A 20,520-nucleotide genomic window follows, 5' to 3' on the forward strand; every position below is an offset into this window, starting at 1 on the left:
GCGAATGATTGACACTCAGTGCCAAACTGAGTGCGAGTGCGGCCTGCTGGCTCCGGTGCGAGTAGGGAGAGACGACGTCGCCGAGCCAGGCGGAAGGCCGAAATCTCCCACGTCAGAGCGGATTCATGACCGATGCCGGGTGCGTGGCCGCCGCAGTCCGGCGGGCCGCACTACGACTGTGGCAGTGGCACGGAGTGCCATCAAGGCGGTATGATTGCCAACTTCGGCGGATCTTCCGGTGCCGATCGGCCAACGTTGCGAAGGGCCGGCACCGGGAGGCGCGGTGCGGATCACGAGCGGGTCCACGGCGGGCGGGACGGGAGTCCGGGATGAGCAAGACGTACGCGGGAGCGCGACTGCGGCGGCTGCGCGAGGAGCGGCGGCTGAGCCAGGCCGAGCTGGCCCGGGTCCTCGCCGTCTCCCCCAGCTACCTGAACCAGATGGAGCACGACTCCCGCCCGCTGACCGTGCCGGTGCTGCTGAGGCTGACCGAGGCGTTCGGCATCGACCCGGGCTTCTTCTCCGAGCGCGATACCGGCCGGCTGGTGGCCGACCTGCGCGAGGCTCTGTCGGACGAGGTGGCCGCGGGCCGGGTGTCGGCGTCCGACCTGTCCGATCTGGCCTCCCGGACACCGGCGGTGGCGGCGCTGTTCGTGGACCTCGGCCGACGCAACCAGCAGCTCACCGAGCGGCTCTCCGAGGCGGCGGAGGGCCGGGGGCGGAAGGCGGCGGCGGTGCCCCGCTCCGCGCACGAGGAGATCCGCGAGTTCTTCTACCGGCGGCAGAACTACCTGCACGACACCGACCTCGCGGCCGAACGCCTCGCCGCCGAGATCGGCGTGCGGCCGGGGGCGGTCCTCGCGGCGCTGGCCGCGCGGCTCGCCGACCGCCACGGGGTGCGGCTGGCCGCGGACTGCGAACTGCTCCACCGCTACGACCCCGCGACCCGGGTCCTCCACCTCTCCAGCCGGCTGCGCCCCGGCCAGCAGGCGTTCCGGATGGCCACCCAGCTCGCGCTGCTGGAGTACGCGGACGGCCTGTCCGCCCTGGCCGCCGAGGACTTCGCCCCCGACTCCGCCGCGTGGCCGCTGGCCCGTATCGGCGTGGCCACCTACTTCGCCGCCGCGCTGATCCTGCCGTACCGCCGCTTCCACCGGGCCGCGGAGGAGTTCCGCTACGACATCGAGCGACTGGCCGACCACTTCGGCCTCGGCTACGAGACCGTCTGCCACCGGCTCAGCACCCTTCAGCGCCCGAGGTCGCGCGGTGTGCCCTTCTCCTTCGTCCGTGTCGACCGGGCCGGCAACATGTCCAAACGCCAGTCCGCGACGGCGTTCCACTTCTCCCGCGCCGGCGGTACCTGCCCGCTGTGGAACGTCTACGAGGCGTTCGCCGTCCCGGGCCGGATCCAGGTCCAGATCGCCGCCATGCCCGACGGGCGACGCTATCTGTGGACCGCCCGCACGGTGACCCGGCACCGCGGCAGCTGGGGCGAGCCCGGCAAGACCTTCGCCATCGGGCTCGGCTGCGAGATCAGGCATGCCTCCCGGCTCGTCTACTCCGACGGCCTCGACCTCGGCAACACCTCCGCCGCCGTTCCCATCGGCATGGGGTGCCGGCTCTGCGAACGCACCGACTGCCCCCAGCGGGCCCAGCCGCCGCTGGACCGGCGGCTGGCGATCGACGAGAACACCAGCACCTTCGTGCCCTATCCCGTCGCCGACGAGGACTCTCGTACCGACTGACCGACTGACCGACTGACCGACTGACCGGGGCGCGGGCGCCGGACGCGCCGGACGCGCGGGGAGCGGGAAGCGGGGAGCAGCCGGCCGTCTTCGCGGCGGCCCGCCGCGCCTTCGAGGCGGCCCCGGACATCACCGGCAAGCAGCTCCACGCCGAGGTCGAGCGGCTCGCCGCCGACGCGGGCTGGGAGCTGGGCGGCTGGCACGCCGGCCACCTGGTGGGCGAGTTCCCGCCCGAGTACGACACCTGGGAGGACGTCGACTCCCACATCGTGCCCGCCAACGACAGACGGCTGCGGCGCACGGACGAGGCGGGGCGGCGGCTGCACTGGATCCTGGAGATCCACCTTGTCGACCGCGGCCGGGGCTTCGGCGGCTTCTACGAGGAGCTGCTCGACCTCTGACACCCGCGAGCGGGGGCCGGGGCGTGTCGCCCGGCCGGCGGCGGACCGGCGGCGGACCGGTGAGCGGCCCTGCCGGAGGCGGCGGCGCGCGCGGCCGGCGCAGCGCTTCACCGCCCCGGCCGCCGCGCACACCCCGCCGGGGGAGGTCCGCTGCCATGACTCGCCTTCGTCTCACCGACGGCCGGACGCTGGACTACACGGTGGCCGGCCCCGCCGACGGGATCCTCCTGGTGCTGCACAACGGCACGCCGTCGGCGGCGCGGCTCTACCGGTGGTCGCCACCGCCGCGCGGCACGGCTTGCGGGGGGTGGTCCACAGCCGGCCCGGCTACGCCGGTTCGACACCGATGCCGGCCGTACGGTCGCCTCGGTCGCCGCCGACGTCGCCGCGGTCCTGGACGTGTCGGGCGCCGACCGGTTCGTCAGCGCCGGCTGGTCCGGTGGCGCTCCGCACGCGCCGGCGTGCGCCGCCCTGCTGCCCGACCGGTGCCTGGCCGCGGCCACCGTGGCGGGCCCGGCGCCGTTCGCCGCCGAGGGCCTGGACTGGCTGGACGGCATGGGCCCGGAGAACATGGCGGAGTTCGGGGCGGCCGTGGCCGGAGCGGAGCCACTGACCGCCTTCCTGCACACGCAGCTCCCCGTCCTGGCCGAGGTGCGCGCCGACCAGATCGCGGCCGCGCTGGGCGGCCTGGTCTCGGACGTGGACCGCGCGGCGCTCACCGAGGAGTTCGCGGAGCACACGGCGGAGGCGTTCCGGACCGTGACGTCCGGCGGGATCGCCGGCTGGCGCGACGACGACCTGGCCTTCGTCGGCGACTGGGGCCTCGACCTCGGCGCCGTCCGGACACCCGTGTCCGTCCGGCACGGCGCGCAGGACCGGATGGTGCCCTTCGCCCACGGCCGCTGGCTGGCCGACCGGCTGCCCGCGGCCGCCGTCCACCTGGAACCCGCCGAAGGACACCTGAGCTTGCTGCTCAACGTGTTCGACGACAGCGTCGCCGAACTGACGACGCGCCTGAACTGACGACGCGTCCGGCCTGACGCGTCCCGGCAGGACCGGCGCCGCGGGCCGGCCGCCGCCGGAGCGGGACGCCGGCGCTCAGGAGACGGGGGCACCGTCGGGGTGCCGGCCGTCACGAAGCCGTCTGAGCCGGGCGGTCAGCACCCTGATCACCGGCGTACGGCTCCTGTGCGCGCGTTCGTACCGCAGGACGGTCTCCACCTCCTCTTTGGCCAAGTCGTGGGAGAACCCCTCGATCGCCAGCTTGGGAAGGTGGTTGTAGTCCACTATGGGAAGTTCCCTGGTGGCAGGGCTCGGGCCCTCGCCGTCGGACAGCTCCACTGAGATCACCTCGAAGGTCAACGGTTCGACTGCCCCGGCGCGAACGGGCAAAACCCCCGGAACGGCGACGCATCCGGCGGGATCGCGCGGCGCGGCCCGAACGGGGGCAACGGATGGATCGGGCCGGCCCCGGTGCGGTTGTCCGGGTCGGCCGCGGCCGACCCGTCGCCGACGGCGTAGCGGTGTTCCGGAGCGGCACAGGGGCCGCCGAAACCGGGTGGTGGTCCGCGGACACCGGTCAGCGGCCGCGGGTGCCGGGTGCGGTGTCGTGGGAGCGCGGTGGACGGATCGTCCGACCCCGACCCCGACCCCGACCCCGGTGCGGGGGCGCCGCGGGTCCGGCGGGGCGGTCATGCCGCCGTCCCCACGGCGAGGTGCGTGCGTTCGGCCTCCTTGGCTGCCGACCTCCCGGCCGCCCGCCTCCCACCGGCCCCGCACAGCCGTCCCACAGCCTCCGCACTGCCTCCGACCTGCGCCGACCCGGGTCCGGCCGACCGGCCAACGCAGCATGCGGGACGCCCTGTTATTGCCGTTGCACGCTTATTGACGCTGCATACCCGCGATGATTCACTTCGTCCCTGAGAGCGCTCTCTCGCGGTTGAGGACCAGCCGCGGTCCTTCCATCCACCACCTCCAGGGAGAGCCGTGTCCGTGATTCCCACTCGCCGTGCCGTGCTCCGCGGGGCGGCCGTCGCCGCCGCCGTGCCACTGGTCGGCGGCATCTCCGCAGGATCCGCCCTTGCGTCGGCGCCCGCGTCCGCGGCGTCCGCACACGGCCACGACGCCACCGGTCTCGGCCCGAACGTCCTGGTCTTCGAGCCGTCCATGGGCGACGCGGCGATCCAGGCCCGGGTCGACGCCGTCTTCGCCACCCAGCAGTCGAACCAGTTCGGCACCGAGCGGTACGCGCTGGCCTTCAAGCCGGGCACGTACCACGTCGACATCAACGTGGGGTTCTACACCCACGTCCTCGGACTCGGCGACAGTCCCGACGACGTCGTGATCAAGGGCCATGTCACGGTCGACGCCCAGTGGCTGGAGGGCAACGGCACGCAGAACTTCTGGCGGGCGGCGGAGAACCTGAGCATCGAGCCGCCCGACGGGCTGGAGCGCTGGGCAGTCGCCCAGGCCGGCCCGATGCGCCGCGTCCACGTCAAGGGCAACATGACCCTGTGGCCGAGCCCGCCCGGCAACCAGTGGTCCAGCGGCGGATTCCTGGCCGACAGCGTGGTGGACGGGCAGGTGGAGTCGGGCTCGCAGCAGCAGTGGCTGTCGCGCAACGACACCTTCGGCAGCTGGACCGGCGCCAACTGGAACATGGTCTTCGTCGGCGTCCAGGGCGCTCCGGCCCAGTCCTTCCCCACGCCCCCGTACACCACCGTCGACCGGACGCCCGTGGTGCGGGAGAAGCCGTTTCTGACCGTCGACCGGCACGGCTCGTACCAGGTCTTCGTGCCCGCGCTCCGCCGTCACAGCACCGGCACCACCTGGGCCCAGGGGCGGGCCAAGGGCCGCAGCATCCCGCTGTCCGGCTTCCACGTGGCCCGGCCGGGCGACTCGGCCGCCACCCTCAACCAGGCCCTGGCCCGCGGCAAGCACCTCCTGGTCACCCCCGGCGTCTACCGCGTCTCCGCGCCCCTGCGCGTGACCCGCCCGGGTACCGTCGTCCTGGGCCTCGGGCTCGCCACGCTCCAGTCCACGCACGGCGACACCGTGCTGGAGGTCGCCGACGTCAGCGGCGTCACCGTCGCCGGTGTGCTCTTCGAGGCCGCCTCGGCCCACACCCCCGTGCTGCTCCGCGTCGGCCACGGCACGAGCCGGCTGCGGCACACGGCCGACCCCACCGCGCTCTTCGACGTCTACGCCCGTATCGGCGGCGCGCTGCCCGGTGGCGCGGGCGTCAGCGTCCAGGTCGACAGCAACGACGTGATCTGCGACAACCTGTGGCTCTGGCGCGCCGACCACGGCCTGGACGGCAGCGTGGGCTGGTCGGTCAACCCGGCCGAGACCGGCATCCTCGTCAACGGCGACCACGTCACCGCGTACGCGCTGGCCGTTGAGCACTACCAGAAGTACGAGGTGCTCTGGAAGGGCAACCACGGCAGCACCTACTTCTTCCAGAACGAGCACCCCTACGACGTCCCCACCCAGAGCGCGTGGGCGCACGGCGCCACCAGGGGGTACGCCGCCTACAAGGTCGCCGACCACGTCACCGACCACCACGCCTGGGGCCTGGGCAGCTACTGCTTCTTCAACCTCAGCGCCGACATCTACACCGACCGCGCCTACGAGGTCCCCGACACCCGCGGCGTCGTCTTCACCGACCTGATGACCGTCTGCCTCAACGGCGCGGGCGGCGGCGGCATCCTGCACTGCATCAACGACACCGGCGACCCGGTCCAGAACGGCTTCGGCACGTTCAACATGAAGTCCTACGCGAACGGCACCGGCACCGTCTGATCCCCCCGCCTCCGCCGAGACCGGTCGGGTGGGTCCCGCGGGCCCCGCCCGACCGGCGCGCGCCCCACACCGCGCCGGGCCCGGTCCCGCGGGGCCGGCCGGCCGCCGCAGCGCTCCCGCCGGCCGTGCCCGCCCGGTCCACGGATCCACGCGCTGCGCTACGGTGGCCAGGTGAGTCGGGATAGCGAACCAACGAACCCGGGGGCGCCCCGGGTCTGCTCCATCGCCGACGCGCTCGAGGTCGTGGGCGAGCGGTGGATCCTGCTGGTACTCCGCAAGCTGGGCTTCGGCGTCAACCGGTTCAACGACATCCGGACCAACACCGGCGCGCCCCGCGAGACCCTCGCGCCGCGGCTGCGCAAGCTCGAGGCGGCCGGACTCGTCGAGCGCCGCCAGTACTCGCGGCACCCGCCCCGCGACGAGTACCTGCTCACCCCCGCGGGCGAGGAGATCGCCCCCGTCCTCGGGTCCCTGCGGCAGTGGGGCGAGCGCCATGTCACCCCGCTGCTCGGTAGGTCCTGAGCCACCCGGCCCGCACCCGCGCGCCCGCGTTCCGGGCGGCGCCCGGCCCCGGCCGCCGTCCGGTCAGGATCCGGGAACGAAGGGGACGCCGTCGGGCGCCGCCGGCGGGCCGCGAGGATCGTGTCGGCCGCCTCGCCGATCGGCAGCCGCAGCGGCGGCGCGTCCGGCTCCGCGGCGTCGGCGACGGCGGTGGCGACCTGCTCCGGGGTGATGGCGGCACCGCGGTCCAGGCTGTCGGCGGCCAGCGCGGTGTAGGGGTCGTCCGGCAGCCGGTGGACCAGCGGGGCGTCGAGTGCGCCCGAGCTCACCGAACCCGGCTCCAGCAGGGTGGCGTGGATTCCGAACCGGCCGGTCTCGATGGCGAGCGACTCGGCCAGCGACTCCAGGGCCCACTTGCTGGCCGTGGAGGCGGCGTTCCCCGAGAAGACGATGCGGCCCACCACGCTGGACACGAACAGCAAATGCCCGCTGCGGCGCTCGCGCATCTGCGGCAGCAGCGTCTGCGCGACCCGGATCGATCCGGCGGTGTTCCGCGCGAACAGCCGCTCGATCTCGGCCACCGGGCTGGTCTCGACCGCGCCCAGGAAGATCACGCCCGCGGCGGCCACCGGGACGTCGACCTCGCCCGCGGCGGCCACCGCGTCGTCGACGGTGGTTTGGTCGGTGACGTCGAGGCGCAGCCGCTGCGCCACGTCGAGGCCCGCCAGCGCGCGGGGGTCGCGGGCGGTGGCGACGACGTGGCGGCCGCGGGCGGCGAACTCGGTGGCGGTGGCGCGGCCGATGCCCTTGGAAGTCCCGGTGATCAGGACGGACGGCATGGACGCCCTGTCGGTTCGAGAACCGAACTTACATGACGCCGCCCACGCTAGTGCTGTGACCGGGATGGTTCACCGTGGTCGGGAGACGGCTCACGGGACGAGCGCGGTCCGCGAGGTGACTGGTATTACTGGTGCATGCAGGAAGAAACCGCCCGGTCCGCGATCGACACGTTCATCTCCGCGTTCAATGCCTCGGACGACGGCTATGTGACTGCGCTGCTCTCCCAGGCCCTCACCTCGGACGTGGTCTTCTGGGGACCGTTGGGCCGCAGTGAGGGGATCGAGGCGGTCGAGCGGTTCGTGCTGGACATCCGGCGCCACCCCGCGGGGACCGGCACGATGGTGCGCTGTTCGGCGGTGGACATGCCGGACGAGTGGGCCCGGTACCGGTGGGTCTTCACGACGCCGGACGGAGGCCCCCGCCTGGCGGGAACGGACGTCGTCCATCTGCGGCGGAGCCTCATCGACCAGGTCATCGTCTTCGCGGGGGAGATCGAGCCGTCCGCCTCCTGAGTCATTCTCCTCCGGCGCCGTCCTTCTCCTGAACCGGCCCCGTTCGGGGCTCCGGGTCTGCCCAGCCGAGATTATCCGCACAACGCTTCGGTCGTCCGCGCTTGGCCACGAGCGGACCGATTTCGCCCCTCGGCCGGGGTCGGGGTCGGGGCCGGAGTCGGGGTCGGGGTCGGTGGATTCCCCAGGTCTTGGTGTGCTGGAAGGTGACTCCACTTCGACCAGCGGTTTTCGTGTCCGCGGCTCGCCGTGGGGGGCGGTGGCGGGCGCGGTCCGCGGCGCCGCGCGCCGCCCGTCGGCGATCTTGCCGGGCCGGGCCCCGGAGGCGACGGCGGACAGGGCCGGCGCCCCGCCGGGCGGGACCTTCTTCGCGAGGTAGGGGTCGGCGGCGGCCGGGCCGCCCGGCGGATCGGCGAGCCCGGAGACGGAGGACCCGATCGCGCCCGCCGCACGGTAAAATGGCACGGCGTCCGCCGGCTTCCCGCGCACGGCGACCACGGGGACGCGCAGCCGCGGGGACGGTGGAGCCGCACGGATCCGGGCCGGGAAGGTCCCCTCGACTTCCGGTGCGGACGGGCGCCCGTCGGAAGAAGGGGACCGATCGTGTCTTCGAGGACCGGTGCCGACCGCCTGGTGCCGTCGCCCGTGTTCATCCTGAGCCCGATCCGTTCCGGGTCGACGCTCCTGCGGTGCATCCTGGACACGCACAGCAGGATCCGCGCGCCCCACGAACTGCATCTGGCCGACGTCGCGGTCCGGCTGTCCAGCCCGCACGCCGAGTTGGCGGTGAAGACCTCCGGGCTCACCGTCCCGGAGATCGAGCACCTGCTGTGGGACCGCATGCTCCACCGCGAACTGGTCCTCAGCGGCAAGGACGTCGTCGTCGACAAGACGCCCGACAACCTGATGCTGTGGCGCCGGCTCGCCGAGTGCTGGCCGCGGGCCCGGTACGTCTTCCTGGTCCGCCACCCGCTGCACATCCTGGAGTCGGCCCTGGCCGGAATACCCGACCAGAGCCCGGCCGAGATCGAGAAAATGGTGGCGGCGTACCTGCGGGAGCTCGCGGCGGCCCGCCGTGAACTGCCCGGACCCACTGTGCGGTACGAGGACCTGACGGCCGACACGGAGACCGTGGTCCGCCGGGTCTGCGCCCACCTGGACGTGCCGTGGGAGCCCGGGATGCTCGCCTACGGCACCGTGGACCACGGTCCGTTCGTGCCGGGGATCGGCGACTTCACCGAGAAGATCAGGAGCGGTGTGGTGCTCCCGGGCCGCGGACTGCCCGCCGACTCCGAGGTGCCGCCGGGCCTGATCGCCGCGTGCCGGGCGTTCGGGTACCTGGCGGCCCCCGGCTGACCGTCCGGCCGGCGGCGCGCCCGGCTCCGGCGAGGACGCGGGGCATCCGCCCCGAGGCCGCCGGCTCCCGGCCGGCGCCGGGGTGACCTTCCGATCCGACAGGGCCTGTGCGATGGAGGACGACCGGTGGATGCGAGCGCTGACGGCGTGGTCCTGTGCTTCGACTCCGCCTACGTCTGGCCGGCGTGCGTGGCCGTCCACTCGGTCGTCCGCACCTGGTCGTCCCCCGGGCCCCTGAACATCTACTGCCTGTGCGACTCCGGCGTCACCGCGGCGGACCGGCTCGCCGTCGAGTCGGTGGCGCGAGGGGCGAACACCCGGCTGCGGTTCATCGACGTGGAGATAGCGGTCCCGGAACTGCGCGTCGGGCACGTCAGCGCGATGACGTACGCGCGCCTCCTCGCCCCGGAACTGATCGACGCCGCCCGACTGGTGTACCTCGACTGCGACATCGTCGCCTGCGCCAGCGTCTCCGCGCTGCTGCGCCCGATCGCCGCGGACTATCCGATCGCCGCGGCCCGGGACGTCTACGGACCCGAACTCGACGCACCGCACATCGCCGCCGCCCGGTTCCCCTTCGGGCGCCGGTCGGGGGCGTTCCCCTACTTCAACGCGGGCGTGCTGGTGGTCGACGTCGAACGATGGCGGCGGCAGGGGATCACCCGGCGGGCCACGGCCCTCATGCGCGACCCGGACTGGCGTCCGGTGCTGGAGGACCAGGACACCCTCAACCACGTGGTCGACGGCCGGTTCGAGATGCTCGACCCGCGTTGGAACGTCGTACCGGTCGACTTCATCAAGCGGAGCTTCGGCCGGACGGCCATCCCGGGGGACCGCTATGTGCCGGCGGAGTACCAGCGCGATCTTGAGGACGCTCCGTGGATCGTCCACTACCTGACCGACCGCAAGCCGTGGCTGGTGGACTTCGGGGACGACCCGCTGGGCCGGCTGTGGCACGAGACCGCGGCCGGGACGGCGGACGTGCTCGCCGGGGCCCGCGTCCCGCATCCGGCGCCGCGGTCGCGTGAGCGGTGATGGTGTGACCGGTGACCGGTGACCGGTGACCGGTGACCGGTGACAGCCCGGACCGCCGGCCACCGCCGTATCGCCCCGTCGCCGTACTGCCGTACTGCCGTACTGCCGTACTGCCGTACTGCCGTACTGCCGTACTGCCGTACTGCCGTACTGCCGTACTGCCGTATCGCCGGGCGCCTCCGTGCCCGTCCCGGCGACGCGTGCCGCCCGGGGCCGGCGGTTCCCCCTTCGGAGGACGGTCGGCGCTGTCTCGGTCCGCACCGTGATGTGCGGTTCCGTCCCGCTCGCCACCATGGACGCGGGAGGTGCGGCGATGACTTTTCGCATCAGCAAGGAGTTCCACTTCTCGGCCAGCCACCGGCTCGACGGACTCGCCGACGGGCACCCGTGCAGCCGGCTGCACGGCCACAACTACGTCGTGGAGCTGGAACTCTCCGCGGCGGCGGACGCTCTGAACGACGTCGGCTTCGTACGCGACTACGGCGAGCTGGGCGAGTTCGGCGCATGGCTCGACCGCGAGGTCGACCACCGGCACCTCAACGACGTCCTGGCCGACCGCAACCCGTCGGCGGAGAACCTCTCGCGCTGGCTGTACGAGCGGTGGCAGCCGCGCTACCCCGAGCTGAGCTCCGTGCGGGTCTCCGAGACGCCGAAGACCTGGGCGGAGTACCGCCCGTGACGGCGCGCCCGGCGGCGAACAGCGCGGGAGGTGATGCCGCCGCAGGACCGAAGCTCGTGGTGAACGAGATCTTCGGCCCCACTTGACCGTCCAGGGAGAGGGCCCCTCGGCCGGGCAGCGCTGCGCGTTCGTACGCCTCGGCGGCTGCAACCTGTCCTGCCGGTGGTGCGACACCCCGTACACCTGGGACTGGACCGGCGTCGGCGACTCCGGCGTGGCCTACGACCCGCGCCGGGAACTCCACCCGCTGCCCTGGCGCGAGGTGTTCGGACGGCTGCTGGCCTACCGGGTGCCGATGGTCGTCGTCTCCGGCGGCGAACCGCTCAGCCAGCAGAGCCGGCTGGTCCCGCTGGTGCGCGCGCTCGCCGGGACCGGGCACCGGATCGAGATCGAGACCAACGGGACCATCGCGCCCCGGCCGGAACTCGTCGGCGCCGTACGGTTCAACGTCTCGCCCAAACTGGCCCACTCCGGCGACCCGCAGGCACGCCGGCTGGTCCCCGGGGCACTCGCCGCGCTGGCCGCCGCACCCGGTACCGCGTTCAAGTTCGTCTGCCGGACCGCGGCCGACCTCGACGAAGTGGCCTCGATCGTCGAACGCCACGGCATCGGCCCGGTGTGGATCATGCCCGAGGGGCGGGTACCGCAGGAGCTGGACCGCAACCTGCGCGCACTCGCCGACGAGGTGGTCGCCCGTGGCTGGAACCTGACGACCAGACTGCACATCGCCGCATGGGGAAACCGGAGGGGTATATGACAACGACGACGGGTGAGCCCGAGGAGGGGCGGCTGGCCCGCGACCCGCTGGAGGAGGTGGCCCGCCGACTCCTGGTGGAGATAGGCGAGGACCCGGACCGGGACGGCCTGAAGGAGACCCCCGGCAGGTTCGCCCGCTGGTGGCGGGAGTTCAGCCAGTACGACGCGGGCGCCGCCGACACCCGCTTCCCGCTGCACACCCAGGGGCAGATCGTCGTGGTCTCCGACATCAACGTCTGGTCGCTGTGCGAACACCACCTGCTGCCCTTCTCCTGCGCCCTCACCATCGCCTACAAACCGGACGGCGACGTGCTGGGCCTGTCCAAGTTCGCCCGTATCGCCCACCGCCACGCGCACCGGCTCCAGGTCCAGGAACGCCTCATCCAGGACATCGCCCAGGAGCTGACCGCCGTGACCGGCTCGCCCGATGTCGCGGTGATCGGCCAGGGCGAGCACCTGTGCATGAGCATGCGGGGCGTACGCACCCCGGCGCTGGTGACCTCCTCGGTGTTCAAGGGGATCTTCGAGGAGTACGGCCCGGCCCGCCAGGAACTCATCGCCACCGCCTTCCCGCGACGATGACGCGACAGGAGCGCCCGTGAAGCCCGTGACCATCGCCCTCGTCCTGCTGACCCACAACCCCGACGAACCCGCCGGGGTGGAGCGCGCCGTCGCCTCCCTCGCCGAGGGACTGCGCGAACTCGGCCACCGCGCGGTGATCGTCGCCGCCGGTCCGGCCACCGCCTCCGACGGCCCCGACCTGGTCCGCCTGACCACCCTGTCGCTGCCCAGGCCGATGCTCTTCGACGACCTGCCACGGCTGCTGGCCGACCCCGAGCCCGTCCGGCGCGAGGTCCTCGGCCTGCTCACCGGCATCGGCGCCGACGTGGCCTGCTGGACCGACGCGGTGGTGGGCCTGGGATACCTCAACCCCGCCCCGCCCGGGACGCGCACCGCGCTGATGCTCCACTTCCTGCGGGTCGACGAGCCCATCGCGCAGAGCCTGGCCCACCGTCCCGACACCGTCATCACCCCCAGCCCGTTCCTCACCGGGGAGGCGGCCCGCGCGGGACTGGACACCAACGGCTGGCACGCGCTGCCCAACGCCCTGCTGTGCCGTACCGCCCCGCCGGCCGCGGACGAGCGCGAACGGCTCCGGCGCACCGGCCCGGTACGGATCCTGGGGCGCGCCGACCCGTCGAAGGGCATCGCGGAACTGCTCAGGGCCTGCCCGCCGGACCTGGGGCGGCCGGTGGAGATCGTGCTCGCGGCGGCCGGATTCGAGCTGTGGCCCGGTATGCAGGACGAAGTGCTGCGCGAATGCCGGGCGCTGGCCGCGCGGCTGGCGAACGTCGAGATCCTGCCCGCCGTCCCGTGGTCCGAGGTGCAGCCCTTCCTCGCGGGCGCCGCCCTCGCCCTGGTCCCCTCCACCAGCCCGGAGACGTTCGGCAACGTCGCCGCCGAGGCGCTGTCGGTGGGCACCCCCGTCGTCGGCTACGGCTTCGGCCACCTCCCCGTGCTCACCGGCACGGCGGGACGTATGGTCCCCCTGGACGTGGCCGGCGGCTTCGGCCATCTGCCGCCGCTCACCGGCTCCACCCGGAAGGTGATCGACTTCGAGGAAGGCGCGGCCCGGCTGTGGCGGGCCACGACGGATCTGCTCGCCGACGCCGACGCCTACCACGCCGCCGCGCGGCAGGCGCCCCTGCAGGTCGCCGCGCACACACCCGCCGAGGTGGCGCGGGAGTTCCTCCGGATCACCCTCGGCCCGGAGGAACGGCCGGCCGCCGACGCGTGACCGGGGCGCCCGCTCGCCGCGGGTCCTCCCGCCCCCGGCGGGCCGCGGTCAGCGTGTCTCGCCGGGAGCGGTGAACACCGTCACGTCGTCGCGGTACTCCGTCGGATCGGTCAGCCCCGCCAGCTGGAAGGCCTCGCGCCGCTCGTAACAGGTCCCGCACACCCCGCAGTGCACCTCACCGCCCTTGTAGCACGACCAGCTGCGCTCCAGCGGCGCCCCCAGCCGGGTGCCGTGCGTGGCGATGTCGGCCTTGGACCAGTCCATGAACGGCGCCTGGACCAGCGGGGTGGCGAAGCCCTCGTTGGCCACCGCGACCAGCTCCCGCAGCGCGGCCACGAAGGGCGGGCGGCAGTCGGGGTAGATGAAGTGGTCACCGGAGTGCATCCCCAGCGCCACCGTGCCCGCCCGCACCGCGACCCCGACCGACACCGCGACGCTGGCCAGTACCGCGTTCCTGTTGGGTACGACCGTGGCCCGCATCGACTGCTCCGCGTAGTGCCCGTCGGGAACCGAGACGCTGTCGTCGGTCAGCGCCGATCCGCCGAGCAGCGCCCCGAACCCGCTGAAGTCGACGACATGGTGCGCGGCGCCGTAGTGCGCCGCGATCTGCCGGGCCGAGTCGATCTCCCGGCGGTGCCGCTGCCCGTAGTCCACGGTCACGGCGACGAGAGCGAACCGCAGTGCCGCGTAGTGCGCCATCAGCACGGTGGAGTCCATGCCTCCGGACAGGACCACCACAGCGGTGAACGGATCCGACGTACTGGTGTCGTGCTGCTCCATCACAGGCCTCCGGGGTGAGTTCCGGGTGGGTGCGGTGTCGGGGACGGCCGCCGGCCCGACGCGCGCGCCCAGTGTGCCGCCGGGCGTGCCGCCCGCACATCCCGGCCGGATGCCGAAGGATGCCGGGCGGCGGTCCGAAGCGCGGGCGCCCGGCCTCGGACCGCCGCCCGGCGGGCCGGCGTCACCGGGCGACCGGGGTCCCGTCGGTGAGCAGCGTCCACAGCCCCGGGTTGCGGAACGCCAGCGGGAAGTCGCCGCGTCCGCCGATGCCGAGCTTGCGGTACGCGCTGGACAGGTGCAGCTCGACCGTGCGGCGGGTGATCTGCCGGGTCGCGGCGATCCGCTTGTTGGTCAGGCCGCGCATCGCGTCGACCAGGATCTGCCGCTCGCGCGGGGTCAGCGCCAGCACACCGCGCAGCGAGACGTACTGCGGGGCGCGCTCGTCCGTGCTGAGCAGCTGCTGTCTGACCCGGGCGGCCAGGGCGCCGGCCCCGCACCGCTCGGCCAGCCGCGCGGCCCGGGTCAGGGCGGCCACCGCCTCCCGGGGCCGGTCCAGCGCGGTCAGCAGGCAGCCCAGGTCGCCCAGGGCGTGCGCCAGGTCGTACGGGCCCGGCACCGTTTCGAGCAGTTCGACCGCCTCGCGCAGCAGCCGCTCGCCCTCGGCGCCGCCCGACACGCCCCCCAGAACCCGCAGGGCCCGGCCGCGTTCGTACGCGGACTCCGTCGCCTCGGCGTACCGCAGCTGCTCTAAGGCCAGCCGCCGGGCCTCCTCGGCCCGGCCCACCTGGTCGAGCAGCTGGACCCCGTGCATCCGCCACGCCACGGTGCCGGTGGCCCGCAGCCCCGCCTCCTCGCCGCGGGCGCGCAGCTCGGCCAGATCCCGCCCGGCGGCCGGGAGGTCGCCGGCGGCGGCCCACAGCCGGGCCCTGGCCAGCAGCACGCTCCGGTAGTACCACCCGGCCGGCAGCTCACCCAGCTGCCGGTGGCGGCGCAGCAGCGCCTCGGCCCCAGGGGCGTCGCCCCGGCTGAGCAGGGTGTCGGCCAGCAGCCCCACGGCGCTCACCAGCAGCGGGTCGTGCGGGTGCGCCCCCCGGACTGCGGTGGTCTCCAGTGCTTCGGCCAGGAGCCGCTGGGCGGCGGGCAGACCTCCCTCGGCCAGTGCGATCCGCGCCCGCGCCAGCAGCAGCGCCGTGCGCCGGGGCTCGGGCCGGCCGTGCGCGGCGGCGCCGAGGCGGCGCGCCTGGGCGGCGGCCTCCGCATGCCGGCCGGCTTCCGCGAGTACGGTCAGCGCGGCCGGCAGCGCGGGCGGCTGCAGGTCCAGTTCGTCGATATCCCGGCCGAGCGCCCACCGCGCCCGGCGTACGGACTCCCGCGGGTCCTCGTCGACGAGCCAGTGACAGAAGGCACCGACGGCGGTCGCCGCCGCGTGCAGTTCACCGCCGCCGGCGGGAACGTGCCCGGTGCCGGTGCCGGTGCCGGTGCCGGTGGCGGTGGCGGTGGCGGGAGTGTGCCCGTCGGGCGGCGGGGGGAGCGCGGGCAGGTCCTCGACGAGCTTGGCGGTGGAGGCCGGCGGTGACTCGAACAGCCGCGAGACGACGTCGTGCAGCCGCGGCCAGCCGTGGAACCCCGTCCCCTCGACGACCGCCGCCACCCGGTCCAGTACCCGCTGCCCGTTCCCGGCCGGACCCACCCCGTACAGGGCGTCGCTGATCCGGCCCAGCAGACGGCGGCGCGTGGTGTCGTCGGTGGCGCGCGCGAGCATGGCGACGGCCGAGCCGAGTCCGGCCGCCGGGTCGATACAAATGTGGACGTCGGCGAGTTCGAGGGCGGCCCGCAGGTGCTCGGCGCCGGAGGCCGTCTGCACGGCGAGCCGGAGGCAGCGCAGCGCGCGGGCGTCGTCGCCGGCGGCCCGCGCGGACCCGGCGGCCCGCCGCAGCACCCCGGCGGCCCACGCGCCCTCCGGCGGGACGGTCGAGGCGACCAGGTGGTCGGCGATCCACTCCGCCGGCGCCTGGCGCTCGTACAGGTACGCGGCGGTGGCCAGGTGCGCCGCGTTGCGGGCCATCAGCGTCATGCCCCCGGTGAGGGCGTTGCGCAGCAGCGGGTGGCGCAGCCGCAGCGCGTTGTCGTCCTCCACCAGCCGCATCCGCACCAGCAGGTCGAGGGCGGCCAGCGTGCCGGTCAGCTCGACGCCGCTGAGCCGCGCGACCAGCGGGGTGTCCGCGCTGCCGTGGGTCTGCGCCACCGCGATCGTCCCGGCCAGTCGCGCGGCGGCCGGGTCCAGCCGGCCGGCCCGCCCGGTCATGAGGCCGGCCACGGCGGGCAGCACGGCCGTCTCCAGCCGCGCCGGGTCCCGGGCCTCGTGCGGGTGCTCCCGCATCCAGCCGGCCAGTTCGCCCAGCAGGAACGGGTTTCCGGCCGTCAGCCGGTGACACGCGGCGGCGAGTCCGGCCGCCGGTCCGCGCGGCAGCACGGTACGCAGCAGCAAAGCCGTCTCCCGCTCCGACAGCCCGCTGAGCGCCGCCTGATCCGCGTCCAGCAGCAACTCGGCCAGTTCCGCCGGTGCTTCTGGCGGCTCACCGAGCCGCAGCGACACCGCCAGCACCACCGGGTGCTGCGCGCACACCTCCACCACCCGCTGCAGGAAGGCCAGCGACCCCGCGTCCGCCCAGTCGGCGTCGTCCACGGTCAGAACCAGGGGCGCGCCGGACGTCAGCGCCGCGACCGCGCCGCCCACCGCCGCCAGCAGCCCGGGATCCGGCTCCGGGCGGGCGTCCGGGGTCCGCAGCCGGTCACGGGCGTGGCGCAGGCGCGCCTCCTGCGGGCTGCCCGGCGCAAGCCGGCCGGCGAGCGCCCCGGCCAGCTGGCCGACCAGCGCCGCCGGGGTGTGGCGGTCCTGCCTGCGGCACACCAGCGCGACAGTGGCGCTTCCCCGCTCGCGCGACGCGCGGGCGAAGGCGCCGAGCAGGGCGGTACGGCCCACCCCCGGCTCGCCCGTCACCACGTACCGGACCGGGCCGGCCTGGGTGCTCACCCGGCAGGCGTCGTGCAGCGCGCGCAGCTGTTCGAGCCGGCCCACGAACGGCGGCCTCGTCCCGGCGCGCGTCACGAGGCCGTGCCCGGACGGGCGACCAGCACCGTGCCCTGGTCGCCGACGGCGTGCGGGCGGTGCGCGAAGTGCCGGCGCAGCTCGGGCCGGAGCGCGTCGCGCATCTCCGCGACGCGGGGATGGTCCGCGTACCAGAAGTCGGCCATCATCGTGGCCGCGGCGTTGATCCTGGCGTCCGGCGAGACCTCGGGAAAGTGCAGAGCGGCCTCCGTCCGGTACAGCGAGAAACGACCGAACCCGTTTTCGGACAGTGTTGTCGCCGCGGCCGAGAGGAGATACCCCTGGTGGTCCTCGGGCTCGCCGGCGACCGGCACGCAGGCGCGGTTGAGCAGGCTCACCAGTTCGTTGCCGGGGCCGCCGCCGATCAGCAGGATCCTGGCCCGCGGGCTGGCGGCGTCGCACACCCGGGCCAGCTCGCGCACGGATGCCTCCAGGTCGTCCACGTAGGGCAGCACCCACGCCGCGAAGACCGCGTCGAACGACGCGTCGGGAAACGGCAGCGACTCGGCGTGGCCGGGGATGACGTCGATCGAGCCCGTTCCGCCGGTCTCCGCCCCGGTGGCCAGCGTGGCGACCCGGCTGCCGTGGGGCTCGATCGTCGTGCAGTGCCCCACCTCGGCCGCCACGGCGCGGGTCAGCTCGCCCGTCCCGCCGCCGACGTCCAGCACCCGGCGGTTGGCGGCGGTCGCGCCGCGCACCAGGGCGATCTCCTCGCGGCGCTCCAGCCGGCCGGTGAAGTTCAGCCACCCGTCGTGGCTCAGCCGGTGCGGCCCCCGGTACCGGGTGGGCATGCGGTCGGCCGGCCCGCATAACGGGTGGTTGCGCACCTGGAGTGCGTCGAGTGCCGGTGTGCCGTCGGTCGGGCTGGTTTTCCCTGTCACAGCGATGTCCTTAGGCGGGAGGGGTATGCCTGGCCGCGCTGCCGGGCGGGCCCGGCGCGAACGGTCAAGATGGCATGGTCATGACATGAATGGCGTCGGTCGGCACCGGGTCCCACGGGGCTGTTCGCGGCGCCCGGAACTTCGCCGCTCGACGCGTACGGGCGGGGCCTTCCCCGGTACCGGAGGGCGGCCTACGGGAGCCGGCGGGCCCGCGCGGCGCCCGGGAGGACGTCCGGCGTGCGGGGAGGGCCGGGCGGTACGGCGGCGCCTGCGGGACGTCCGGGGATTCTTCGTTGGCGGCGCAGACCGCCGCCGGGTGACCGCCGAGGAATCCGCATATCCACTTCCATTCCGCCTCTGCCGGCTCCACGGCTGAACCGGGCCGGGGCCCGGTTCGCAGCCCTGGCCCGGCAGCCGAACCGTCGCGGCACGTTCTCCCATGTCAGCGCCCTGATCAAGCGGGCTCGCGGGTGCGCCGACCCGCGAACGCGAACGAGGCACGGCGTACCCAATGGGAGCTACCCAGGCACCACGGCATCAAACTTCCATAACACCCGTCCCACGGCCACCCGCGGGACGGGCCGGCGGCGGGCGATCCGGTCCGCGGGCCGGACGCACCGGCCCCCGTGGCCCGCCCTCCGCACCGCCCGGCCCGGAGGACGGCCGGGCGCGGGCCGGGCGGCTGATCGGGCGTCAGGCCCCCTCGGACGGGCTCAACCCCCGTAGCGCGGACAAACGGTGTCGCGCCGAGATGGACCGTGGTGCCGCGGGCGGGCGTGACGGCCGTGGAGCCGTCGAGAGCGGACTTCCAGGTCGTGGTACCGGTGTCGGCCTTGCCGTTCAGCGCCGTGACGGTGCCGGTGCCGGACGCGGGGGTGACGGCGGTGACGCAGCCGCCCGGGGTCGCGGAGGCCGTGGCCGCGTCCGGCACCGCGCCCAGGGTCGTGGTGGCGCCGGTCGCGGTGACGGGCACGGAGCACACCTTCAGCGAGCCGCTGCCGTCGTCGACGACAAGCGCGAACTTGCCGGTGGTGCCGCTGGTGAGGCCGGTCGTGGTCACCCAGGCGGGCGCGCCGGGGGTGACCGGGACCGGGGGAGCGGCGGTGAAGCCGCCGCCGGTGACGGTGCGGAGGGCGTCGATGGAGGCGTACGCCGAGGGACCGGTGTCGGTGGGCAGGTAGCGCAAGCCGCCGCCGGGGCTGAACTGCTGGGCGATCAGGAAGTCGATCGGCGTCTTGTGCGCCGCGCTGGTGAAGTCGGTGCCCGGCGGGTTGAGTCCGCAGGCGTTCAGACCGGAGACGGCCCAGGCGTTGGAGTCGGTGTCGGCGCCCAACAGCGAGTTGAAGCGCTGGTGGCGTTGACCGGTTTGCCCTTGAGGAAGTTCTTTCCCGCCTCCACCGCCGGGTCGGTGCCCGGCACCCCGGCGGCGCACAGCGAGGTCAGGGTGGCGCCGGTCATGTCGATGCCGCCGGCAGCGGCGGGCTGGGTCGGGTTGCCCGCGGCCCGGGAGTAGTCCCAGCCGCCGTCGGTGTGCTCGTTGGCGCGCACCGCGGCGATGGAGGAGTCGGGCAGGGACTGGGGCACGCGCTGACCGCCGTCCTGGGTCTTCGCCCCCGCCAGGGCGAGCAGCGCGAAGACCGTGCCGTTGCAGTCGGCGGGCGGCCCGTAGCAGCCGGGGGAGGCGGGCTGCCAGTACGAGGCGATGTCCGCGATCAGGTTGCGGCCGGTGCCGACCCGGGCCGGGTCGATGCCGGCCGCGTAGGCGTTGAGCGTGCCGCGCTCGTAGTCGGTGACGACCGGGGAGGCGGACGGCCGGCCCGAGGAGGCCAGCAGGTCGCGGTAGACGGTGCGGGCGTTCTTGGCGGTGTCGCCGCCGGGGTGGACGTCGACGGCCGCGGTACCGGCGGCGGCGAAGGCGCTGAACGCCCATTCGCCGGACCGTCTGCCGCCCGTGTGAGAGCCGTCGGCCGCCTGAAGGGTCTTCAGGTAGGCGACACCGCTGGCCTTGGCGGTGGCGATCCGCGCCAGGGCCGAGGTCGCCCGCGCAAACGAGGTCGCGGCGAACAGCAGGGCGCCGGCGGCCAGGGGTACGGTCAGGGCCAGGGCCCGCCTGCGGTGGTTGCGTGCGGTCGGGGGTATCGAAGTCGCCGGGGGGGTCACGGGGGTCACGGGGGTCACGGGAATCACGGGACGAGGACTCTCCTCGGGTGGGACGGCTCGCGCCCCGGACCCCGGGTGTCCTGGTGACCGGTCCGTGCCGGAGCGGTCGCCGCCCGATCGCGTGCTCAGGCTTCCGCACGTGCTGTGTCGCCGAACCGGTGATCGGGCT

General features: G+C 74.3%; 16 protein-coding genes and 3 pseudogenes. 12 read left to right on the top strand and 7 right to left on the bottom strand.

Annotated features, from left to right (window positions below):
- Positions 1 to 329 precede the first annotated feature (329 nt).
- The 3 genes and pseudogenes from RLT57_RS27020 to RLT57_RS27030 all read left to right on the top strand — a co-directional run.
- A complete protein-coding gene (locus tag RLT57_RS27020; RefSeq protein WP_311299853.1) occupies positions 330 to 1,745 on the top strand; it encodes a short-chain fatty acyl-CoA regulator family protein in 1,416 nt (471 codons plus the stop codon).
- A gap of 80 nt (positions 1,746 to 1,825) precedes the next feature.
- Positions 1,826 to 2,146: pseudogene (locus tag RLT57_RS27025) on the top strand (M24 family metallopeptidase); the annotation flags it as partial.
- A gap of 369 nt (positions 2,147 to 2,515) precedes the next feature.
- Positions 2,516 to 3,169 (top strand): annotated as a pseudogene (locus tag RLT57_RS27030) (alpha/beta fold hydrolase); the annotation flags it as partial.
- A gap of 75 nt (positions 3,170 to 3,244) precedes the next feature.
- Here the strand turns inward: RLT57_RS27030 and RLT57_RS27035 are convergent.
- Positions 3,245 to 3,508, bottom strand: coding sequence for a hypothetical protein (locus tag RLT57_RS27035; protein WP_311299854.1), 264 nt, complete (start codon positions 3,506 to 3,508; stop codon positions 3,245 to 3,247).
- 630 nt (positions 3,509 to 4,138) lie between these two features.
- Here RLT57_RS27035 and RLT57_RS27040 point away from each other — a divergent pair.
- Entirely contained in the window at positions 4,139 to 5,947 is a 1,809-nt protein-coding gene (locus tag RLT57_RS27040; protein ID WP_311299855.1) for an adenylyl cyclase, read from the top strand.
- Positions 5,948 to 6,190: 243 nt separating this feature from the next.
- Positions 6,191 to 6,469 carry a winged helix-turn-helix transcriptional regulator gene (locus RLT57_RS33535; protein WP_399129951.1) on the top strand — a complete coding sequence of 93 codons (279 nt, stop codon included), beginning with the start codon at positions 6,191 to 6,193 and terminating at the stop codon, positions 6,467 to 6,469.
- A 188-nt stretch (positions 6,470 to 6,657) separates the two neighbouring features.
- On the opposite strand, the pseudogene RLT57_RS33540 reads toward RLT57_RS33535, so the two are convergent.
- A pseudogene (locus RLT57_RS33540) lies at positions 6,658 to 7,287 on the bottom strand (SDR family NAD(P)-dependent oxidoreductase); the annotation flags it as partial.
- A gap of 135 nt (positions 7,288 to 7,422) precedes the next feature.
- Here RLT57_RS33540 and RLT57_RS27050 point away from each other — a divergent pair.
- The 7 genes from RLT57_RS27050 to RLT57_RS27080 all read left to right on the top strand — a co-directional run bounded on the left by RLT57_RS27050 (position 7,423) and on the right by RLT57_RS27080 (position 13,421).
- Positions 7,423 to 7,800 (top strand): nuclear transport factor 2 family protein, encoded by a 378-nt coding sequence (locus RLT57_RS27050; RefSeq protein WP_311299857.1) that lies wholly within the window; start codon positions 7,423 to 7,425, stop codon positions 7,798 to 7,800.
- Between the two features lie 600 nt (positions 7,801 to 8,400).
- Positions 8,401 to 9,153 (top strand): sulfotransferase family protein, encoded by a 753-nt coding sequence (locus tag RLT57_RS27055; protein WP_311299858.1) that lies wholly within the window; start codon positions 8,401 to 8,403, stop codon positions 9,151 to 9,153.
- A gap of 126 nt (positions 9,154 to 9,279) precedes the next feature.
- Complete coding sequence (locus tag RLT57_RS27060; protein WP_311299859.1) at positions 9,280 to 10,188, top strand: glycosyltransferase family 8 protein; 909 nt, start codon at positions 9,280 to 9,282, stop codon at positions 10,186 to 10,188.
- 313 nt (positions 10,189 to 10,501) lie between these two features.
- Positions 10,502 to 10,867 carry a 6-pyruvoyl trahydropterin synthase family protein gene (locus tag RLT57_RS27065; protein ID WP_311299860.1) on the top strand — a complete coding sequence of 122 codons (366 nt, stop codon included), beginning with the start codon at positions 10,502 to 10,504 and terminating at the stop codon, positions 10,865 to 10,867.
- 82 nt (positions 10,868 to 10,949) lie between these two features.
- Positions 10,950 to 11,624, top strand: a complete 675-nt coding sequence (locus tag RLT57_RS27070) for a 7-carboxy-7-deazaguanine synthase QueE (protein ID WP_311299861.1) — start codon at positions 10,950 to 10,952, stop codon at positions 11,622 to 11,624.
- The gene (gene folE, locus RLT57_RS27075; RefSeq protein ID WP_311299862.1) at positions 11,621 to 12,205 is read left to right on the top strand and encodes a GTP cyclohydrolase I; all 585 of its coding nucleotides are present in this window, start codon (positions 11,621 to 11,623) and stop codon (positions 12,203 to 12,205) included. Before RLT57_RS27070 ends, folE begins: the two co-directional genes overlap by 4 nt.
- A 16-nt stretch (positions 12,206 to 12,221) precedes the next feature.
- Positions 12,222 to 13,421: a glycosyltransferase family 4 protein gene (locus RLT57_RS27080; protein WP_311299863.1), complete on the top strand. Its 1,200-nt coding sequence runs from the start codon at positions 12,222 to 12,224 to the stop codon at positions 13,419 to 13,421.
- A 48-nt stretch (positions 13,422 to 13,469) separates the two neighbouring features.
- On the opposite strand, the gene queC is transcribed toward RLT57_RS27080, so the two are convergent.
- The 5 genes from queC to RLT57_RS33550 form a co-directional block, all read right to left on the bottom strand.
- The gene (queC, locus tag RLT57_RS27085; RefSeq protein WP_311299864.1) at positions 13,470 to 14,201 is read right to left on the bottom strand and encodes a 7-cyano-7-deazaguanine synthase QueC; all 732 of its coding nucleotides are present in this window, start codon (positions 14,199 to 14,201) and stop codon (positions 13,470 to 13,472) included.
- Positions 14,202 to 14,382: 181 nt separating this feature from the next.
- The gene (locus RLT57_RS27090) at positions 14,383 to 17,280 is read right to left on the bottom strand and encodes an AAA family ATPase (protein ID WP_311299865.1); all 2,898 of its coding nucleotides are present in this window, start codon (positions 17,278 to 17,280) and stop codon (positions 14,383 to 14,385) included.
- 26 nt (positions 17,281 to 17,306) lie between these two features.
- The gene (locus tag RLT57_RS27095) at positions 17,307 to 18,191 is read right to left on the bottom strand and encodes a class I SAM-dependent methyltransferase (RefSeq protein WP_311299866.1); all 885 of its coding nucleotides are present in this window, start codon (positions 18,189 to 18,191) and stop codon (positions 17,307 to 17,309) included.
- Between the two features lie 454 nt (positions 18,192 to 18,645).
- Complete coding sequence (locus RLT57_RS33545; protein ID WP_399129488.1) at positions 18,646 to 19,524, bottom strand: hypothetical protein; 879 nt, start codon at positions 19,522 to 19,524, stop codon at positions 18,646 to 18,648.
- On the bottom strand, positions 19,479 to 20,360 hold the full coding sequence (locus RLT57_RS33550; RefSeq protein ID WP_399129490.1) for a hypothetical protein: 882 nt from the start codon (positions 20,358 to 20,360) through the stop codon (positions 19,479 to 19,481). The genes RLT57_RS33545 and RLT57_RS33550 overlap by 46 nt, the downstream gene beginning before the upstream one ends.
- Between the last annotated feature and the right edge of the window lie 160 nt (positions 20,361 to 20,520).

The sequence above is a fragment of the Streptomyces sp. ITFR-21 genome (assembly GCF_031844685.1).
GTDB lineage: Bacteria > Actinomycetota > Actinomycetes > Streptomycetales > Streptomycetaceae > Actinacidiphila.

Coding starts and splice junctions, on each gene's coding strand:
- RLT57_RS27020 (WP_311299853.1), top strand. CDS start 330: ATGAGCAAGACGTACGCGGGAGCGCGACTGCGGCGGCTGCGCGAGGAG.
- RLT57_RS27050 (WP_311299857.1), top strand. CDS start 7,423: ATGCAGGAAGAAACCGCCCGGTCCGCGATCGACACGTTCATCTCCGCG.
- RLT57_RS27065 (WP_311299860.1), top strand. CDS start 10,502: ATGACTTTTCGCATCAGCAAGGAGTTCCACTTCTCGGCCAGCCACCGG.
- folE (WP_311299862.1), top strand. CDS start 11,621: ATGACAACGACGACGGGTGAGCCCGAGGAGGGGCGGCTGGCCCGCGAC.
- queC (WP_311299864.1), bottom strand. CDS start 14,201: ATGGAGCAGCACGACACCAGTACGTCGGATCCGTTCACCGCTGTGGTG.